The sequence below is a fragment of the Microbacterium sp. LMX7-1.2 genome (assembly GCF_040675935.1).
In the GTDB taxonomy this organism is placed as follows: Bacteria; Actinomycetota; Actinomycetes; order Actinomycetales; family Microbacteriaceae; genus Microbacterium.
Genome location: NZ_JBEGIL010000001.1, coordinates 2,184,849 through 2,200,768, shown reverse-complemented (window position 1 = coordinate 2,200,768; position 15,920 = coordinate 2,184,849). Strand labels below are relative to the sequence as shown.

The window sequence follows — 15,920 nt, the reverse complement described above, 5'->3', positions numbered from 1 at the left end:
GGGAGAGCGAATCGCGATTACGGTCTATGGGATGAGCACCGCCAAGACATCAGCATCCGACACCGGGGTCGGCGACGAGCAGCACCTGAAACGGGCCCTCAGCAACCGGCACATCCAGCTGCTCGCTATCGGCGGAGCGATCGGCACCGGCCTCTTCATGGGCAGCGGCAAGACCATCTCGGTCGCGGGCCCCTCGGTCATCTTCGTCTACATGATCATCGGCTTCATGCTGTTCTTCGTAATGCGGGCGATGGGCGAGCTGCTGCTGTCGAACCTCAAGTACAAGTCGTTCAGCGACTTCGCGAGCGATCTGCTCGGCCCGTGGGCCGGATTCTTCACCGGATGGACCTACTGGTTCTGCTGGGTCGTCACAGGAGTCGCCGACGTGATCGCGATCGCCGGGTACACGGATGCGCTGTTCCCCGGCATCCCGCTGTGGATCCCCGGCGTGCTCGTGGTCGTGATCCTGCTCGCGCTCAACCTCCCCACCGTCGCCGCGTTCGGCGAGATGGAGTTCTGGTTCGCGCTCATCAAGATCGTCGCGATCGTGGCGCTCATCGTCACGGGGCTCGTCATGATCTTCACGGGCTTCCAGCACGAGGCCGGCACCGCGAGCTTCGCGAACCTGTGGGAGCACGGCGGCATGTTCCCGCACGGCTTCCTCGGCTTCGTCGCCGGGTTCCAGATCGCCGTGTTCGCGTTCGTGGGCGTCGAACTCGTCGGCACCGCGGCGGCGGAGACCAAGGATCCGGAGAAGAACCTCCCCAAGGCGATCAACGCCATCCCGATCCGCATCCTGCTGTTCTACGTGGGCGCGCTCGTGATCCTCATGGCCGTCACGCCGTGGACCGAGTACGTCGCGAACGAGAGCCCCTTCATCGCGATGTTCGCGCTCGCCGGACTCGGCATCGCCGCGACCGTCGTGAACCTCGTGGTGCTGACCTCGGCCATGTCGAGCGCGAACTCGGGCATCTACTCGACATCGCGCATGGTGTTCGGTCTCGCGCAGGACGGCGATGCTCCCCGGGTCTTCGGGCGCCTCTCGCGGCGACGCGTGCCGCAGAACGCCCTGTTCCTCTCCTGCATCCTGCTGCTCTCCGGCGTCGTGTTGCTGTACGCGGGCGAGGACATCGGCACCGCGTTCTCGATGGTCACGACCGTGTCGGCGGTGTGCTTCATGTTCGTGTGGACGATCTTCCTGTTCAGCTACCTCGTCTACCGCCGCCGGCACCCCGAGAAGGTCGCGGCGTCGTCGTTCCGGATGCCGGGCGGGCGGGTCATGGTGTTCGTGGTGCTCGCGTTCTTCGTGTTCATCCTGTGGGCGCTGACCACGCAGCCCGACACGCTGACGGCGCTGGCCGTGACGCCGATCTGGTTCGGGCTGCTGCTCGTGTCCTGGCTGTTCGTGCGGAAGTCGCAGAACCACCTGACCCGGCACGCCGCGCACATCGCGTACCTGCGCAGCGACGACCCCGCGTCATGACTCCGGACATCCGGTCGGATTCACGGGGATCCGGCCGGTTCTTCGACGTCCGGCGTCGGTTTCTCCGGAGTTGTGGCGGCGGGCGTGCGCGGCCGGCGCATAGGCGATGCCGGATATCCTGGACGCCGCGGCCACGCCGGCGCCGCGAGGGCGAAGGAGAGCGATGTTCGACAGTCCGCTCTCGGCCTCGGCGTACGAGATCCTCGGCGTCGACCCCGACATCGACCACGTAGAGCTGCGCAAGGCCTACCGGCTGCGCCTGCGCCAGACGCATCCGGACACCGGCGGCGACGCCGCGGTGTTCATCCAGGTGCAGCGCGCCTGGGAACTCGTCGGCACACCCGAGCTGCGTGAGGCCTACGACCGACGGTCGGGCGTGCACCCCGGCATCCCCACGGACTCGACGCAGAGCGGATGGCGGCCGCAGGCCGCACCCCGCACCGACACCAGGCCGCGTGCCCGGTCGTACGGTCAGCCCGGCGGATGGCGACGCGAGCGGTACCTGTCGCTGATCCGCGAATGGGCGGGCTTCGGCGTCGAGGTGCCCGATCCGTACGACCCTGCACTGGTGCGCTCGGCGCCGCGCGAGGTGCGACGCCTGCTGGCCGACGCCCTCGCCGAGGAGGCGACCGCCCGCACCGTGAGCGCGCTCGGCATGGGGTTCACGGTGTGGCACGACGTGGCCGTCACGGCGGACGCCGACGACAAGCTCGACCACGTGGTCCTCAGCCCCTCCGGCCTCTACGGCGTGATGTCGGAGGACTTCGGCGGCGTCGTGGGTTTCCGTCGCGGCGAGATCACCGGACCGAGCCTCGGTACCAGGGCACCGGTCACCGCGGCGCTGTCGCGGGTGCGCGCGGTGGCGAAGTCCGCACGCGTGAAGTTCGGCGGCGTGATCATGGTGCTGCCCGACGACGACCTGGCGCAGGCCGTGACGCCGCTCGGCAGCAGTCGCGGCGTGCCGGTCGTGGTCGTGCGGCGGAGCGCGCTGTCGATGGTGCTGCGGCAGGGTGTGCCCGGCGCGCGGGCGATCGGCGGCAACGAGCTGTTCGACGTCCGCACGCGGCTGCAGCAGACCGTCCGCTTCGTCTGAGCTCTCACGCATCCGGGATCCCCGAGCATGCAGGATGCCGTTGACAACGCGCGTCAAACCGGTTTACGCTCGTCTCGTCAAACCGGTTCACACCGACGCGACACCCCGCAGAGTCCACGAGGAGGTGGCATGAGCCGCACGACGATCGCCGACGTCGCCCGCGAGGCCGGCGTCACGAAGGCCACCGTCTCGCACGCCATGAGCGGCAAGCGCCCGATCTCCGACGACACCCGCGCCAAAGTGCTCGCGGCCGCCGAGAGGCTGCAATGGGTGCCCAGCCAGAGCGCGCGCGCCCTCGCCACGCAGCGGGCCAACGCGGTCGCCGTCGTCCTCGCCCGCGACCCCGAGGTCATCGCGAACGACTCGTTCTTCCCGGCGTTCATCGCCGGCGTCGAGTCCGTGCTCGCCGAGACCGAGACCGCGCTGCTGCTGCAGGTCGTGCCCGACCGGACCGCCGAGGAACGGGCCTACCGCACCCTCAGCCACGGTCGCGCCGACGGAGCGCTGCTGCTCGATCTGCGCACCGACGACTGGCGAGTGCCGCTGCTCGAGGAGCTCGACGTGCCGACCGTTCTCGTCGGGGCCTACGAACGGCCGACCCGGTTCTCGTGCGTGCGCACCGACGACGCGGCCCCGGTCACGCAGATCGTCGAGCATCTGCGTGCCGCCGGTCACGAGCGCATCGCCCACGTCTCGGGACCCCTCGACTACGTGCACTCGCGCGTCCGCGCCGACGCCTACATCGCCGCGATCGGCGACGACGAACTGCTGCGCGAAGGGGACTTCACGGCATCCAGCGGCCGCGCCCGCACCGCCGAACTGCTCGCACTGCCCCAGCGGCCGACCGCGATCCTCTACTCGAACGACACCATGGCGATCGCCGGGCTCTCGTACGCCCGCTCGCAGGGACTCGACATCCCCCGCGACCTCGCGATCTCGGGCTTCGACGACGACCACCTCTCCGCCCACCTCTCCCCCGCGCTCACGAGCGTCTCCTCGAGCCCCGCCGCCCGCGGACGCGCGGCCGCCCGCCTGCTGCAGGCCGACATCCTCGGCGCCGAGCCGCGCACCGAGATCGTCGACGGCAACGCCGTGCACTTCCGGGAGAGCACCGGACGCTGACCCGCACCACCCCGCACCACCCGAACCGCGCCATTCATCACGTCAAGGAGGACACCATGAAGAAGATCCGAGCCGCAGCACTGCTGGGGGCCGTGGCCCTCGTCGCCACCGGATGCTCCGCGGGAGGCGGGGGCGGGGGCGGTTCGGCCGACGCCACCGGCCCCATCGACATCTGGCTCTCGAACAACGAGCAGGAGCTCGCCTGGGGCAAGGCCGTGGTCGAGGCGTGGAACGCCGAGCACCCCGACGAGAAGGTCACGGCGCAGGAGATCCCCGCCGGGTCCTCGTCGGAGGAGGCCATCACCGCTGCGATCACCGCCGGCACCGCGCCGTGCCTGGTCTACAACGTGGCCCCGGCCGCGGTGTCGGGCTGGGTCAAGCAGGGCGGTCTCGTCAACCTGAGCGACCTCGACGGCGGTGCCGACTACATCACCGAGCGCGGCGGCGACGTCGACGCCTACGCGACGGACGGCGACTTCTACCAGGTTCCGTGGAAGTCGAACCCCGTCATGGTCATGTACAACAAGGCCCTGTTCCAGGCGGCCGGCATCGATCCCGAGAACCCGCAGATGAACACCTACGACGCGTTCATCGAGGGCTCGAAGAAGATCGTCGCCTCCGGCGTGCAGAGCGCGATCTGGCCCGCACCGACGAGCGAGTTCTATCAGCCGTGGTTCGACTTCTACCCGCTGTACCTCGCCGAGACCGACGGCACGATGCTCGTGGAGGACGGCAAGGCCACCTTCGACTCGGATGCCGGGGCCGCGGTCGCCGACTTCTGGGCGACGTTCTATCAGGAGAAGCTGTCGCCGAACGAGGCCTCGACGGATGACGCCATGTCGGCCGGCACCACCGCGATGCAGCTCGCCGGCCCGTGGGCGATCCCGTCCTACGCCGACACGGTCGATGTGGGCTTCATGCCGGTGCCGACCAGCGACGGCCGCGAGAACCCCACGACGTTCGCCGACTCGAAGAGCGTGTCGATGTTCACGGCCTGCGAGAACCAGGGCACCGCCTGGGAGTTCCTGCAGTTCTCGACGAGCCAGGACAGCGACGGGCAGCTGCTCGAGGCGACGGGCCAGATGCCGATGCGCACCGGGCTCGCCGACACCTACGCCGACTACTTCTCGGCGAACCCCGACTACGTCGCCTTCGCGGAGCAGGCCGAGGCCACGGCCGACGTGCCCAGCATCGCGAACTCGGTGGAGGCGTGGCAGGCCTTCCGCGACGAGTACTCCTCGTCGGTGATCTTCGGCAAGGAGTCGACGGCCGACTTCCTGAAGAACGCCGCCGCGAAGATCGACGATCTCGTCGCCGAGTGACGAGAGCGACGACGGGGTCATGACTCTCCGCGACGACGCGGTCACGGACGTGGCCGGGGCGGCGAACGCCCCGGCCACGCCGCCGACCCGATCCTCGAGATCGCTGCGCACCCGGATGCTGGGAGGGCAGCCGATCGGCGGCCTGTTCGCACTGCCGTACCTCGTGTTCGTGATCGCGATCTTCGCGTACCCGCTCGGCTTCGCGATCTACATCGCCTTCCACGACTACTTCTTCACCGCGCCGGGCGCGGAGGTCGAGCGGCCCTTCGTCGGGTTCGACAACTTCGTGACGGTGCTCACCGACCCGCGGGTGCTCGGGGCGTTCCGCAACACGCTGATCTTCCTGGTCATCAACGTGCCGCTCACGGCCGTGCTCTCGCTCGTGCTCGCGGCGGCGCTGAACACCGGCATCCGCTGGGCGTCGGCGTATCGCGTGGCGTTCTACGTTCCGTATCTCACGGCGAGCGTGTCGCTCGTGGGCGTATGGATGCTGCTGTTCTCGGGCAACGGCCTGATCAACACGATCCTCGGGCCGCTCGCGCCCGATCCCTCGTGGCTCGTGAACAGCGGGCTCGCGATGCCGATGATCGCGCTGTACGTCACCTGGAAGCAGCTCGGCTTCTACATCCTGCTGTATCTCGCGGCGCTGCAGAACGTGCCGAAGGAGCTGTACGAGTCGGCCGAGACCGACGGAGCCGGAGCACTCTCCCGCTTCTGGAACGTCACCGTCCCCGGAGTGCGCAGCGCCACCACCCTCGTGCTCATCCTGTCGATCATCACGGGCGCGAACCTCTTCACCGAGCCGTACCTGCTCACCAACGGCGGCGGCCCCGACGGCGCTTCCACCACGCCCGTGCTGCTCATCTACCAGCTGGGCATCCAGCAGCAGAACCCCGACACGGCGGCAGCGATCGGCATGATCCTCGTGGTGCTCGTCGGGATGCTGTCGCTCATGGCCAACCGCGCGACGAGGGAGCGATGATGACCCGCCGACGTTCACTTCCCCGCATCCTCAGCATCATCCTGCTGACGCTCGCGGCGATCGGGTTCGCGTTCCCGTTCTACTTCATGCTCGTGGGCGCGTTCCAGGAGAGTCCGACGAACTCCCCGGACGAGCTGTTCCCGACGTCCGGCTGGACGTTCGACAACTTCCTCGCGATCGACTCGCGCATCGACCTGATGGGGTCGCTGCTGAACTCGCTGATCTTCACGGCGGGAGTGCTGCTCGGCACCGTGGTGTTCGGGCTGCTGGCGGGCTATGCGATCGCGCGGCTCGACTTCCGCGGTCGCGGCGTCGTGTGGGTGCTGATGCTGCTCGTGCAGATGGTGCCGTTCCAGCTGCTCATGATCCCGCTGTACGTGCAGATCACGCGCAATTACGGGCTCGGCGACTCGTATCTCGGCATGATCCTGCCGTTCCTCATCAACACGACGGCGGTGTTCATCTTCGTGCAGTTCTTCAAGGCGCTGCCCGCGGAGATCTTCGAGGCCGCGCGCATCGACGGCGCCGGGGAGATCCGTCTACTCACCTCGGTCGCGATCCCGCTCATCCGCCCCGCGCTCGTCACGGTCGTGCTCGTGACGTTCATCGGCCCGTGGAACGAGTTCCTCTGGCCGTTCCTCATCACGAAGGATGCCGCGCTGCAGCCCCTCGCGGTCTCCCTCGCCAACTACATCTCCAACGTCGCGCAGTCGACGGCCAACCCGAACGGGGCGATCCTCGCCGGTGCCACGGCTCTCGCGTTCCCCGTCGTGATCCTGTTCATCGTGTTCCAGCGGTTCTTCCGCGCCACCGACCTGGGTGCGGCCGTCAAGGGCTGACGTCCGGTCGACCCCGACCCCGACCCCGACCCCCGCCAGAAAGGGCATCCATGTTCTCCGGAGCTTCCTTCCCGCTCGGTCCGTTCACCCCGTACGAGGGCAACCCCATCCTGCGCCCGCGCGGCGACAGCTGGGAGTCGGCCAACCTGTACAACCCGGCCGCGCTCGTCGACGGCGACGAAGTGCTGCTGCTCTATCGCGCGCACGCCGACGACATCGTGTCGCACATCGGCCTCGCCAGGTCGCGTGACGGCGTGAACTTCGAGCGCGAGGACGCGCCGATCCTGTCGCCGTCCGAGGACTACGAGACCTACGGCTGCGAGGATCCGCGCATCGCGCTGATCCACGGCACCTACTACCTGACCTACACGGGCTGGGATCGGCGCAGCGCCCAGCTGTGCCTCGCGACCTCGACGGACCTGCGCACCTGGACCAAGCACGGCCCGCTGTTCGACGACTTCGACACGTTCAAGACCATGGACCCGCGCGGGTTCAACTGGTCGAAGGCCGGGGTCATCGTGCCGCAGAAGATGCACGGGAAGTGGTGGATGTACTTCGGCGAAGGCGGCATCTACTGGGCGACCAGCGACGACCTGATCCACTGGACTCCCGGTACTCCCGACACCGAGCCGATGTACACCCCGACGGCGGGAACGTGGGACGAAGCGCTCGTCGAGATCGGCACCTCGCCGGTCGTGACCGACAACGGACTCCTGGTGATGCTCACGAACGGCGCGACGCGCACGGTGCACGACGACGGCACGGTCGACGTCGACTACCGCTGCGGGCAGATCGCGATCGACCCCGACGAGCCGACAAAGGTCATCGCTCGGATGCAGGAGCCGTGGCTGCGCCCGCAGTCCTTCGAGGACCTCCACGGGCTCGTGTCGAATGTGACGTTCGTCGAGGGGCTCGTGAAGTTCCACGGCAAGTGGTTCGCGTACTACGGGCAGTCGGACACGACGCTCGCGGTCGCGATCCACGATCCCGCCGAGCCGTGGGGACGCGCCTTGAGGGTGGAGTCATGAGCATCTCGCGGCGGGCGTTCCTGACGGCCGCGGCGGCGAGCTCGGCGCTCGCTCTGCTGCCGGTCCGGCCGACGGATGCCGCGGCGGCGGCGCCCTCGGCATCCGCTCTGCCCTTCTCTCTGCCCGGATCGGTGTCCTCCGAGACGGCGCGCGGCCGCCGGCTCACGAACCTCGCGCACCTGCGGTTCCTGCTCGCCGAGGTGCCGGTCGCGGCGAGCGCGACGCACACGACGTATGCGATCGACGCGGATCCGCGCGTGCGCGCGCCGTGGACCTACGCCGACACCGACGGTGCGGGCGGGTACCGTCCGGTCGGCGGCGGCACGCGCGACGCCGTGACGGGCCACTGGACCCAGGGCGCGTACAACGCCGACGACATCGCCCGGGCGGCCGTCGTGTTCCTTCGCGACTGGAAGGCCTCGGGTGACACGCAGAGCCGCGACGAGGCGCGCGACGTGCTGCGCTCGCTCGCGTTCCTGCAGACCGTGAGCGGACCGGATGCCGGGCGCGTGGTGCTCTGGCAGCAGGAGGACGGCGTGCTCAACCCGAGCGCGATCCCGATCGAGCTGCCCGACCCCTCGGACTCGGCCGAGTCGTACTGGCTCGCACGCACGGTGTGGGCATTTGGCGAGGGCTACGCGGCGTTCGCCGGCGAGGATGCCGCGTTCGCGGCGTTCCTGCTCGAACGACTGCACCTGTGCCTCGACGCGCTGGGGCGAGAGTCGCTCGGGCGCGCAGGACAGTGGGTGCAGAGCGACGGGCGCCGACTCCCAGCCTGGCTCATCGCGGGTGGTGCGGATGCGACAGCCGAGGCCATGCTCGGGCTCGCGGCGGCGGCAGAGATCGGCGATGCCCGCAGTCGCGACGCGCTTGCGACGTACGGCGAGGCGGTGGCCGCCATGGCGACCGACCCGCGCGGTGGGTGGCCGTTCGGCGCGGTGCTGCCGTGGACCGGCTCGCTGGGGTTCTGGCATGCGTGGGGTGCGGCAGCGCCGGAGGCGCTGGGGCGCGCGGGGGCACTGCTGCGACGACGCGACTGGTCGCGGGCGTCCGTGGGGGATGCCGGCACCTTCACGCCGCAGGTGCTGGCCTCGGGCGGACCGCACAACGCCTGGGCGCCGCTGCCCGCGGAGGCGCAGATCGCCTACGGCGCGCACGGACGCGTCGCGGGGGCTCTTGCGGCGGCGGCCGTGGGCGGCGAGGGACTGCGACTGATCGCGGGACTCTCCGCCGGCTGGTTCTTCGGTGCGAACACCGCGGGCCTCCCGGTGTACGACCCCACGACCGGCGTGACGTTCGACGGGGTCGAGACCGACGGGCGCATCAACCGCAACTCGGGCGCCGAGTCGACGATCCACGGACTGCTCACGATGCTGCTGCTCGATGCGAACCGCGACGTCGCGGCCCTCGCGACGTCGATCACCGGGCTGAGCTCGTTCTCGGGGCTGCGTGTGCTCGAGGCGGAGAGCGCGCGACTGTCGGCGGGATGCGTGATCGAGCGCCCTGCCGAGGGCGCGTGGACGGGAGAGGGCAACCTCTCGGGCGGCGCGTTCGTGCGGGTCCCCTCCGGAGAGACGGTGGAGTTCGATGTGACTGAGGCCGGCGGCATCCTGCACGCTCTGATCTGGCGGCAGGCGGCCGAGGTCGGCGACGCCGTGTGGGAGGTGTTCCGCGGCCGGAAGCGGGTGTGGAAGACGACCACGAAGGCGGGCGGCACAGGCGACCGGGGCCTCACCGAGGCCGACGGGATGCTGGTGCCTCAGCGCCTCGGCGGCGACCTGCCCGGGGAGGCGGTGGTCGTGCGGTGCACGAGCCGAGGTGACGTGCGGCTCGATGCGCTCGTGATCCAGCCCGCGGTCGCTTTGGCCGTGTATGCGACGACCTCGGGGCCGGCGGTGCTGTACGCCGAGGGCACCGGTCGCGACCAGCGCGTCGCGGCGCTCGCCCCCGGATCCGGCCGGGCGTACGAGGCCGACGGCTCGCAGCGCGGTCAGGCCGTCGGCGGCGGTAAGGTGCGGGTGCGCGGCGGCGGGTTCACGGTCACCCGCTGAGGCTGTCACGATTCGCGGATGCCGGCACGATTCGCGGACGATTCCCGCGAATGCATCCGGCGTTCGTGACAGCATCCGCAGATCGTGACAGCCTGGCCATGTGCCGACGAACGACCCGCTGCCCGACCGCCCCGCCCCCGACAACCCGACCGGCAAGCTCGTGCTGCTGCGGCATGGCGAGACCGAGTGGTCCAAGACCGGGCGACACACCGGCCTGACAGACATCCCGCTGACCGCACGCGGGGAGGACCTCGCCCGCGGTGCCGGGCGCCTCGTCGCTGACTACGACTTCTCGCTCGTGCTCACCTCACCCCTCGAGCGCGCGCGGCGCACGGCGGAGCTCGCGGGACTGCACGCCCAGGTCGATCCGCTGCTCGTCGAGTGGGACTACGGCGGGTACGAGGGTCGCACGACGAAGGACATCCGTGCCGAACTGGGCTACGACTGGAGCGCGTTCACGCACGGCGTCGTGCGCGGCGACACCCCCGGCGAGACCGTCGAGGAGGTCGCGGCTCGCGCATCGCGCGTGCTGACCCGAGTCCTACCCGCGCTCGTCGACGGAGACGTGGCTCTGGTCGCGCACGGCCACTTCCTCCGCATCCTCACGGCCGTCTATCTGCGGCTCGCACCGCGCTTCGGCGCGCAGATCTCGCTCGACGCCGGGTCGGTCTCGGTGCTGAGCTTCTACCGCGAGCAGCCGGCGATCCTGTCGTGGAACTACGGTCTCGAACTGCCGCTGGCGCCGTCGGAGTCCTGACACGCGAACCCGGTGCGCGTGTCGCCTCCCCGGAGTAGCGTGCCCGTCATGACGATGTCGACGGAGACGACGGACTGGCTGCTCGACGGCGACCCGGCTGTGCGCTGGCAGGTCGAGCGCGACCTGCTCGATGCCCCGGATCCCGTGTGGCAGGCGACCCGCGCACGGGTCGCGACCGAGGGGTTCGGTGCGGCGCTGCTCGCGGCACAGGATCCGGACGGACAGTGGGCGGGAGGCGCGCACTTTCCGGCGGGGTTCTTCGACACCGCCGAGGCGCAGGGGGCGACGCAGCCGTGGACGGCGACCTCGTGGTCGCTCAATCAGCTGCGCGAGTGGGGAGTCGACGCCGCGGCCCTGGGCGACACGGCGGAGCGCCTCGACCGGAACTGCCGGTGGGAGTACGACGACATGCCGTTCTGGGGCGGCGAGGTCGACGTGTGCATCAACGCGTTCACGCTCGCGAACGGCGCCTGGCTCGGGGCAGACGTCTCACGGTTGGTCGCGTGGTTCCCTGAGCACCGGCTCGCCGACGGCGGATGGAACTGCGAGGCGGAGGAGGGCGACTCGGTGCGCTCGTCGTTCCACTCGACGCTCAACGCGCTGCGCGGGATGCTGTCGTACGAGGTCTCAACAGGCGATACGTCGTTGCGCGAGGCGCGGCATGCGGGCGAGGAGTACCTGCTACGACGACGCCTGCTGTACCGCGAATCGACGGGTGAGCGGGTCGGCGGCTTCGTCGAGCACTTCGTCTATCCCGCGCGCCACCAGTACAGCGCGCTGACCGCTCTCGACCATCTCCGCGAGGCGGCGGCGGTCGACGGCACGGCGCCCGACGAGCGGATCGCGGATGCCGTCGAACTGGTGCGCGCCGCGAGGCAGCCGGACGGGACGTGGCTGCAGGGTGCTCCTCTCGCAGGGCGCACCTGGTTCGACGTCGACGCACCCGAGGGCGAGCCGTCGCGGTGGCTCACCCTGATCGGCACGCGCGTGCTCGACTGGGTGGATCGCAGCTAGCGGGCGTCCGTGGCGGGGCCATCGGCGAACGGGCCGGGCGCCTTCGCCTCCTCTTTCGATCCACCGCCGGCACCCCACACCGGTCCGAACAGCAACCAGAGCCCGACCACGACCCATGCGCGCCCGATCCACCACCATAGGGACTCGGCGGCGCCGGCATCCTCCGCCATCACCATCAGCAGCAGGTAGGCGCCCGAAGCGATCACGGCGGCGGTGACGACGCGATACCACTCCTTCCAGAGCGCCGCCTGCTTGGCTGCGCGACCCGAGGGCTTGATCGGGGCGGGCGCGCCGGCGAACCGGTGCGCGAAGCGAGCATCGGCCCAGCGCACGATCGCGGGACCGAACGCCACCGAGAATCCGAGGTAGATTCCGGCGAGCCCGTGTGTGAGGTCGACGGGTGAGCCGTTCAGCAGGTCGACCGCCGTGGCCACCACCAGCACGACATCGAGCAACGGGATCAGCACGAGCACGAATCCGCCCAGGCGCTTCCGTCTGGCCGGGTAGCGCAGCAGCAACCCCGCGCCGAGCAGCACCCACAGGCCGATCTCGCAGAGCACGATCACCGCGGCGATGGGATGGGCGTGCAGGAACTGTACGGGCGTCATGATCCTCCTTGGTAGCACGGTCGGGCTAACAAGCCGCTAAGGTAGCACAGTTGGGCTAAATTGGGAGCATGCCCCGTCTCATCGACCACCGCGAGCGCGAGAAGCGGATCGCCGCCGCGGTCTGGCGGATCGTGCTCGCAGACGGAGTCAGCGCCGTCTCACTCCGCACCGTGGCGGTGGAGTCCGGCCTCGTGGTCGGCTCGGTACGGCACGTCTTCCCCACCAAGGCGGATCTGCTCGAGTTCGCGATGCGCCTCGTTCACGAGCGGGCCGCCGCGCGCATCACTCCGCATCTCGACGGCGCCGACCCCGTCCTATCGACCGTCGAGGCCATCAACGAGCTGCTACCCCTCGACGACGAGCGGACCGTGGAGATCCGCGTGCATCTCGCCCTGACCGCAGAGGCGCCCCGCCACGCTCAGCTCGCCGCCCTCGCCGACTCCGCGCACGACGACATCGCGGGACTGTGTCGCCTGCTGCTGCGGCGATTGATGGACGCTGGCGCCCTCCGTGGCGAGATCGTGGTCGACGACGAAGCCCGGTACCTCCAGGCGGTGATCGACGGGGTCGCGCTGCACGGGTCACGTGGCGAACTCAGCCCGACGCAGCAGACCTCGGTGATTCGTACGCACCTGCGCCGTCTCGGGCTCCCGGCCTGACGGCGGGTACGCCGCGCGGGCGACCCGAGATCAGCCGACCCGTCGCAGCGACACCGCATAGATCGTCGGGTCGCCCTGCAGATCGAGGACGACCTCCAGCCCCGTCTCCGTCGTCATCATGTCGAACGCGATGGTCGCGTTCGAGCACTGCGTCGGCTGCGCTGCGAGCCCGGCATCCAGGTCGCCTCCGGATGCCGAGATCGTGCCATCGCCCCGGCACGCGATCTGCGCCTGATAGGTTCCCGGCTCGAGTGACTGGAACTGCGACACGTAGTTCGCGGAGGATGCGTCGCTCAGCCACCCCGAGAGCGAGCCGACGTATCCCTCGGTGCCCGACCCGGGAACGGCGGTCTCGGCCCATTTCGGGATCTCATCCACGGGGATGGGGAGCTTCGCCTCGGCCGCAGCGACCTCCGCCGCGTCGGGCGTGGGCGTGGGTGCGGGCGTGGGCCTGGCGGATGCCGACGGGGTCGCGTCGCGTCCGGCATCCGTCGTCGCCGTGCATCCGCTCACCGCCAGACCTGCCGCGAGGATCAGTCCGACCGTCGCCACTCGTCTGCCGTCCATGCCCTCCACGCTACGGACGCCCCGAGAGAGCGCAACCCCCGGCACACGTCCAGCATCCTGGCATACGACACGCCGGTCTTTTGAATCACTCAAAATAAGAGGTAGGGTCGGAGACATGGACACCACACTCGAGTCGGCGCTTCGCGGCGCCGGGCTCAAGGCGACCGCGGGCCGCGTCGCCGTTCTCGAGGCGATGGCGTCCATGGCCCATACGGATGCGGAGCGCGTGTTCCGCGCGGTCTCCGAAGTGCTGCCGACCACGTCGATCCAGTCGGTGCACAACATCCTCGCGGACCTGACGACGGCGGGCCTGCTCCGCCGGATCGAACCGGCAGGTTCCGCGGCGCTCTACGAGCGGCGAACCGGCGACAACCACCACCACGTGGTCTGCACCCAGTGCGGTGCGATCGGCGATGTGGACTGCGTTGTCGGCGAAGCGCCGTGCCTCACCCCGTCTTCGGCCGGGGGATTCACCGTCCAGACAGCCGAAGTCACCTTCTGGGGCGTCTGCCCCAGTTGCCAGAACGCCGCGTAGGCGTGTCCGCCGACCGCACCCGGAACCCCGGGGGTGTTCGTCGCGCCCGCGCGCAGAAGGAGAAGAACATGACGAAACCATCGACCACGACGCAGACCGGAACCCCGGCGCCGAGCGACGCGCACTCCCTCACGGTCGGAGCCGACGGCCCCACCGTCCTGCACGACCGCTACCTCGTCGAGAAGCTCGCCTCGTTCAACCGCGAGCGCGTGCCGGAGCGCAACCCGCACGCGAAGGGCGGCGGCGCGTTCGGAACCTTCACCGTCACGGAGGACGTATCGGCGTACACGCGCGCCGCGGTGTTCCAGCCGGGCGCCACGAGCGAGACACTGCTGCGCTTCTCGTCCGTCGCCGGCGAGCAGGGCTCCCCCGACACGTGGCGTGACGTGCGCGGCTTCTCGCTGCGTTTCTACACGACCGACGGCAACCTCGACATCGTCGGCAACAACACCCCGACGTTCTTCATCCGCGATGCGATGAAGTTCCCCGATTTCATCCACTCGCAGAAGCGTCTGGGCGACTCGGCACTGCGTGACGCCGACATGCAGTGGGACTTCTGGACCCTCTCCCCCGAGTCCGCGCACCAGGTCACCTACCTCATGGGCGACCGCGGCCTGCCCCGCAGCTGGCGGCACATGAACGGCTACGGCTCGCACACGTACCAGTGGGTCAACGCCGCAGGCGAGCGCTTCTGGGTGCAGTACCACTTCCTGTCGAAGCAGGGCGTCGAGGCGATGCACGCCGACGAGGCCGAGAAGCTCGCAGGATCGGATGCCGACCACTACCGTCGCGACCTGTTCGACGCGATCGCGCGCGAGGAGTTCCCGTCCTGGGACGTGTTCGTGCAGATCATGCCGTACGAGGAGGGCAAGACGTACCGCTTCAACCCCTTCGACCTCACCAAGACGTGGTCGAAGAAGGACTACCCGCGCATCAAGGTCGGCACGTTCACGCTGAACCGCAACCCGCAGAACTTCTTCGCCGAGATCGAGCAAGCGGCGTTCTCGCCCGGCAACCAGGTGCCCGGCACCGGCATCTCGCCCGACAAGATGCTCATGGCGCGCGTCTTCGCGTACCCCGACGCGCAGCGCCACCGCGTGGGCACGAACTACAACCAGCTGCCCGTGAACCAGCCGCATGCGGCCGAGGTGCGCAACTACATGCACGAAGGCAACATGCAGTACCACTTCAACCCGGCCGAGCACCGCGTATACACGCCGAACTCGTACGGTGCGGCCGGTGGTCCCGAGGCCGACCCGCTGGCGGGCGTCGAGGCGAGCTGGGAGTCGGATGGCGAGCTGATCCGCGCCGCCGCCACGCTGCGTGCCGATGACGACGACTTCGGTCAGGCGGGTACCCTCTACCGCACGGTCTTCGACGACGAGCAGCGCGCCCGGTTCCTCGACACCCTGACCGGTCAGGGCCAGGGCCTCACGGTCGACGCGATCCGCGAGCGGTTCTTCCAGTACTGGACGAACGTGGATGCCGAGCTCGGCGAGGCGCTCCGCGCGCGCTTCTGACCGCATCCTCACGAGAAGCACCCGCCTCGATATCCGGGGCGGGTGCTTTCGTCTGTCGTTGGGGCTACTCGTCGTCGGATCGTCCCAGCCGCTTCAGAAGCTTTCGACGACCGCGATGCAGTCTCCACCAGCTGAAGGTCGTCCGCAGCTGCAACCTCCCCAGATCATCGAGCCCTGGGAGGTCGCGTTCGCGCAGCTCCTGCGCGAACGCGACCTGGTTGTCCTTCCCCAGGTGCTCGATGATCGCGAACGCCTCGCGGACGGGCCCGGACGACAGCGGATGCTCGGCGATCCGCGCTTCCACTGCGGCCAGTCTGTCTTCGTCATGAAGCCTGCTCAT

At 69.5% G+C, this 15,920-nt stretch carries 16 protein-coding genes; 13 read left to right on the top strand and 3 right to left on the bottom strand.

The features are described from left to right. Positions 1–31: 31 nt before the first annotated feature. The 10 genes from cycA (at position 32) to MRBLMX7_RS10665 (ending at position 11,691) form a co-directional block, all read left to right on the top strand. On the top strand, positions 32–1,483 hold the full coding sequence (cycA, locus tag MRBLMX7_RS10710; RefSeq protein WP_363368348.1) for a D-serine/D-alanine/glycine transporter: 1,452 nt from the start codon (positions 32–34) through the stop codon (positions 1,481–1,483). A 163-nt stretch (positions 1,484–1,646) separates the two neighbouring features. Continuing rightward, a complete protein-coding gene (locus MRBLMX7_RS10705; RefSeq protein WP_363368346.1) occupies positions 1,647–2,576 on the top strand; it encodes a J domain-containing protein in 930 nt (309 codons plus the stop codon). 129 nt (positions 2,577–2,705) lie between these two features. Beyond that, positions 2,706–3,698: a LacI family DNA-binding transcriptional regulator gene (locus tag MRBLMX7_RS10700; protein WP_363368344.1), complete on the top strand. Its 993-nt coding sequence runs from the start codon at positions 2,706–2,708 to the stop codon at positions 3,696–3,698. Between the two features lie 56 nt (positions 3,699–3,754). Continuing rightward, complete coding sequence (locus MRBLMX7_RS10695; protein ID WP_363368342.1) at positions 3,755–5,020, top strand: extracellular solute-binding protein; 1,266 nt, start codon at positions 3,755–3,757, stop codon at positions 5,018–5,020. Positions 5,021–5,039: 19 nt separating this feature from the next. Continuing rightward, positions 5,040–6,002, top strand: a complete 963-nt coding sequence (locus tag MRBLMX7_RS10690) for a carbohydrate ABC transporter permease (protein WP_414685093.1) — start codon at positions 5,040–5,042, stop codon at positions 6,000–6,002. Continuing rightward, the gene (locus tag MRBLMX7_RS10685; protein WP_363368340.1) at positions 5,999–6,841 is read left to right on the top strand and encodes a carbohydrate ABC transporter permease; all 843 of its coding nucleotides are present in this window, start codon (positions 5,999–6,001) and stop codon (positions 6,839–6,841) included. Before MRBLMX7_RS10690 ends, MRBLMX7_RS10685 begins: the two co-directional genes overlap by 4 nt. A gap of 50 nt (positions 6,842–6,891) precedes the next feature. After that, positions 6,892–7,869, top strand: coding sequence for a glycoside hydrolase family 130 protein (locus MRBLMX7_RS10680; protein WP_363368338.1), 978 nt, complete (start codon positions 6,892–6,894; stop codon positions 7,867–7,869). Beyond that, positions 7,866–9,920, top strand: a complete 2,055-nt coding sequence (locus MRBLMX7_RS10675; RefSeq protein WP_363368336.1) for a hypothetical protein — start codon at positions 7,866–7,868, stop codon at positions 9,918–9,920. Before MRBLMX7_RS10680 ends, MRBLMX7_RS10675 begins: the two co-directional genes overlap by 4 nt. Before the next feature lie 100 nt (positions 9,921–10,020). Beyond that, a complete protein-coding gene (locus MRBLMX7_RS10670) occupies positions 10,021–10,677 on the top strand; it encodes a histidine phosphatase family protein (RefSeq protein ID WP_363368334.1) in 657 nt (218 codons plus the stop codon). A 48-nt stretch (positions 10,678–10,725) separates the two neighbouring features. Next, positions 10,726–11,691: a squalene cyclase gene (locus tag MRBLMX7_RS10665; RefSeq protein ID WP_363368332.1), complete on the top strand. Its 966-nt coding sequence runs from the start codon at positions 10,726–10,728 to the stop codon at positions 11,689–11,691. On the opposite strand, the gene MRBLMX7_RS10660 is transcribed toward MRBLMX7_RS10665, so the two are convergent. Further along, complete coding sequence (locus MRBLMX7_RS10660; RefSeq protein ID WP_363368330.1) at positions 11,688–12,299, bottom strand: hypothetical protein; 612 nt, start codon at positions 12,297–12,299, stop codon at positions 11,688–11,690. The genes MRBLMX7_RS10665 and MRBLMX7_RS10660 overlap by 4 nt on opposite strands. A gap of 68 nt (positions 12,300–12,367) precedes the next feature. Between MRBLMX7_RS10660 and MRBLMX7_RS10655 the strand changes: the two genes are divergently transcribed. Further along, on the top strand, positions 12,368–12,958 hold the full coding sequence (locus tag MRBLMX7_RS10655) for a TetR/AcrR family transcriptional regulator (RefSeq protein ID WP_363368329.1): 591 nt from the start codon (positions 12,368–12,370) through the stop codon (positions 12,956–12,958). 30 nt (positions 12,959–12,988) lie between these two features. Here MRBLMX7_RS10655 and MRBLMX7_RS10650 read toward each other — a convergent pair whose 3' ends face one another. Continuing rightward, the gene (locus MRBLMX7_RS10650) at positions 12,989–13,525 is read right to left on the bottom strand and encodes a hypothetical protein (protein WP_363368327.1); all 537 of its coding nucleotides are present in this window, start codon (positions 13,523–13,525) and stop codon (positions 12,989–12,991) included. A gap of 115 nt (positions 13,526–13,640) precedes the next feature. On the opposite strand from MRBLMX7_RS10650, the gene MRBLMX7_RS10645 reads away from it, so the two are divergent. Then, positions 13,641–14,060, top strand: coding sequence for a Fur family transcriptional regulator (locus tag MRBLMX7_RS10645; protein ID WP_363368325.1), 420 nt, complete (start codon positions 13,641–13,643; stop codon positions 14,058–14,060). A 68-nt stretch (positions 14,061–14,128) separates the two neighbouring features. Then, on the top strand, positions 14,129–15,580 hold the full coding sequence (locus MRBLMX7_RS10640; RefSeq protein ID WP_363368323.1) for a catalase: 1,452 nt from the start codon (positions 14,129–14,131) through the stop codon (positions 15,578–15,580). Positions 15,581–15,644: 64 nt separating this feature from the next. On the opposite strand, the gene MRBLMX7_RS10635 is transcribed toward MRBLMX7_RS10640, so the two are convergent. Next, entirely contained in the window at positions 15,645–15,920 is a 276-nt protein-coding gene (locus MRBLMX7_RS10635; protein WP_363368321.1) for a hypothetical protein, read from the bottom strand.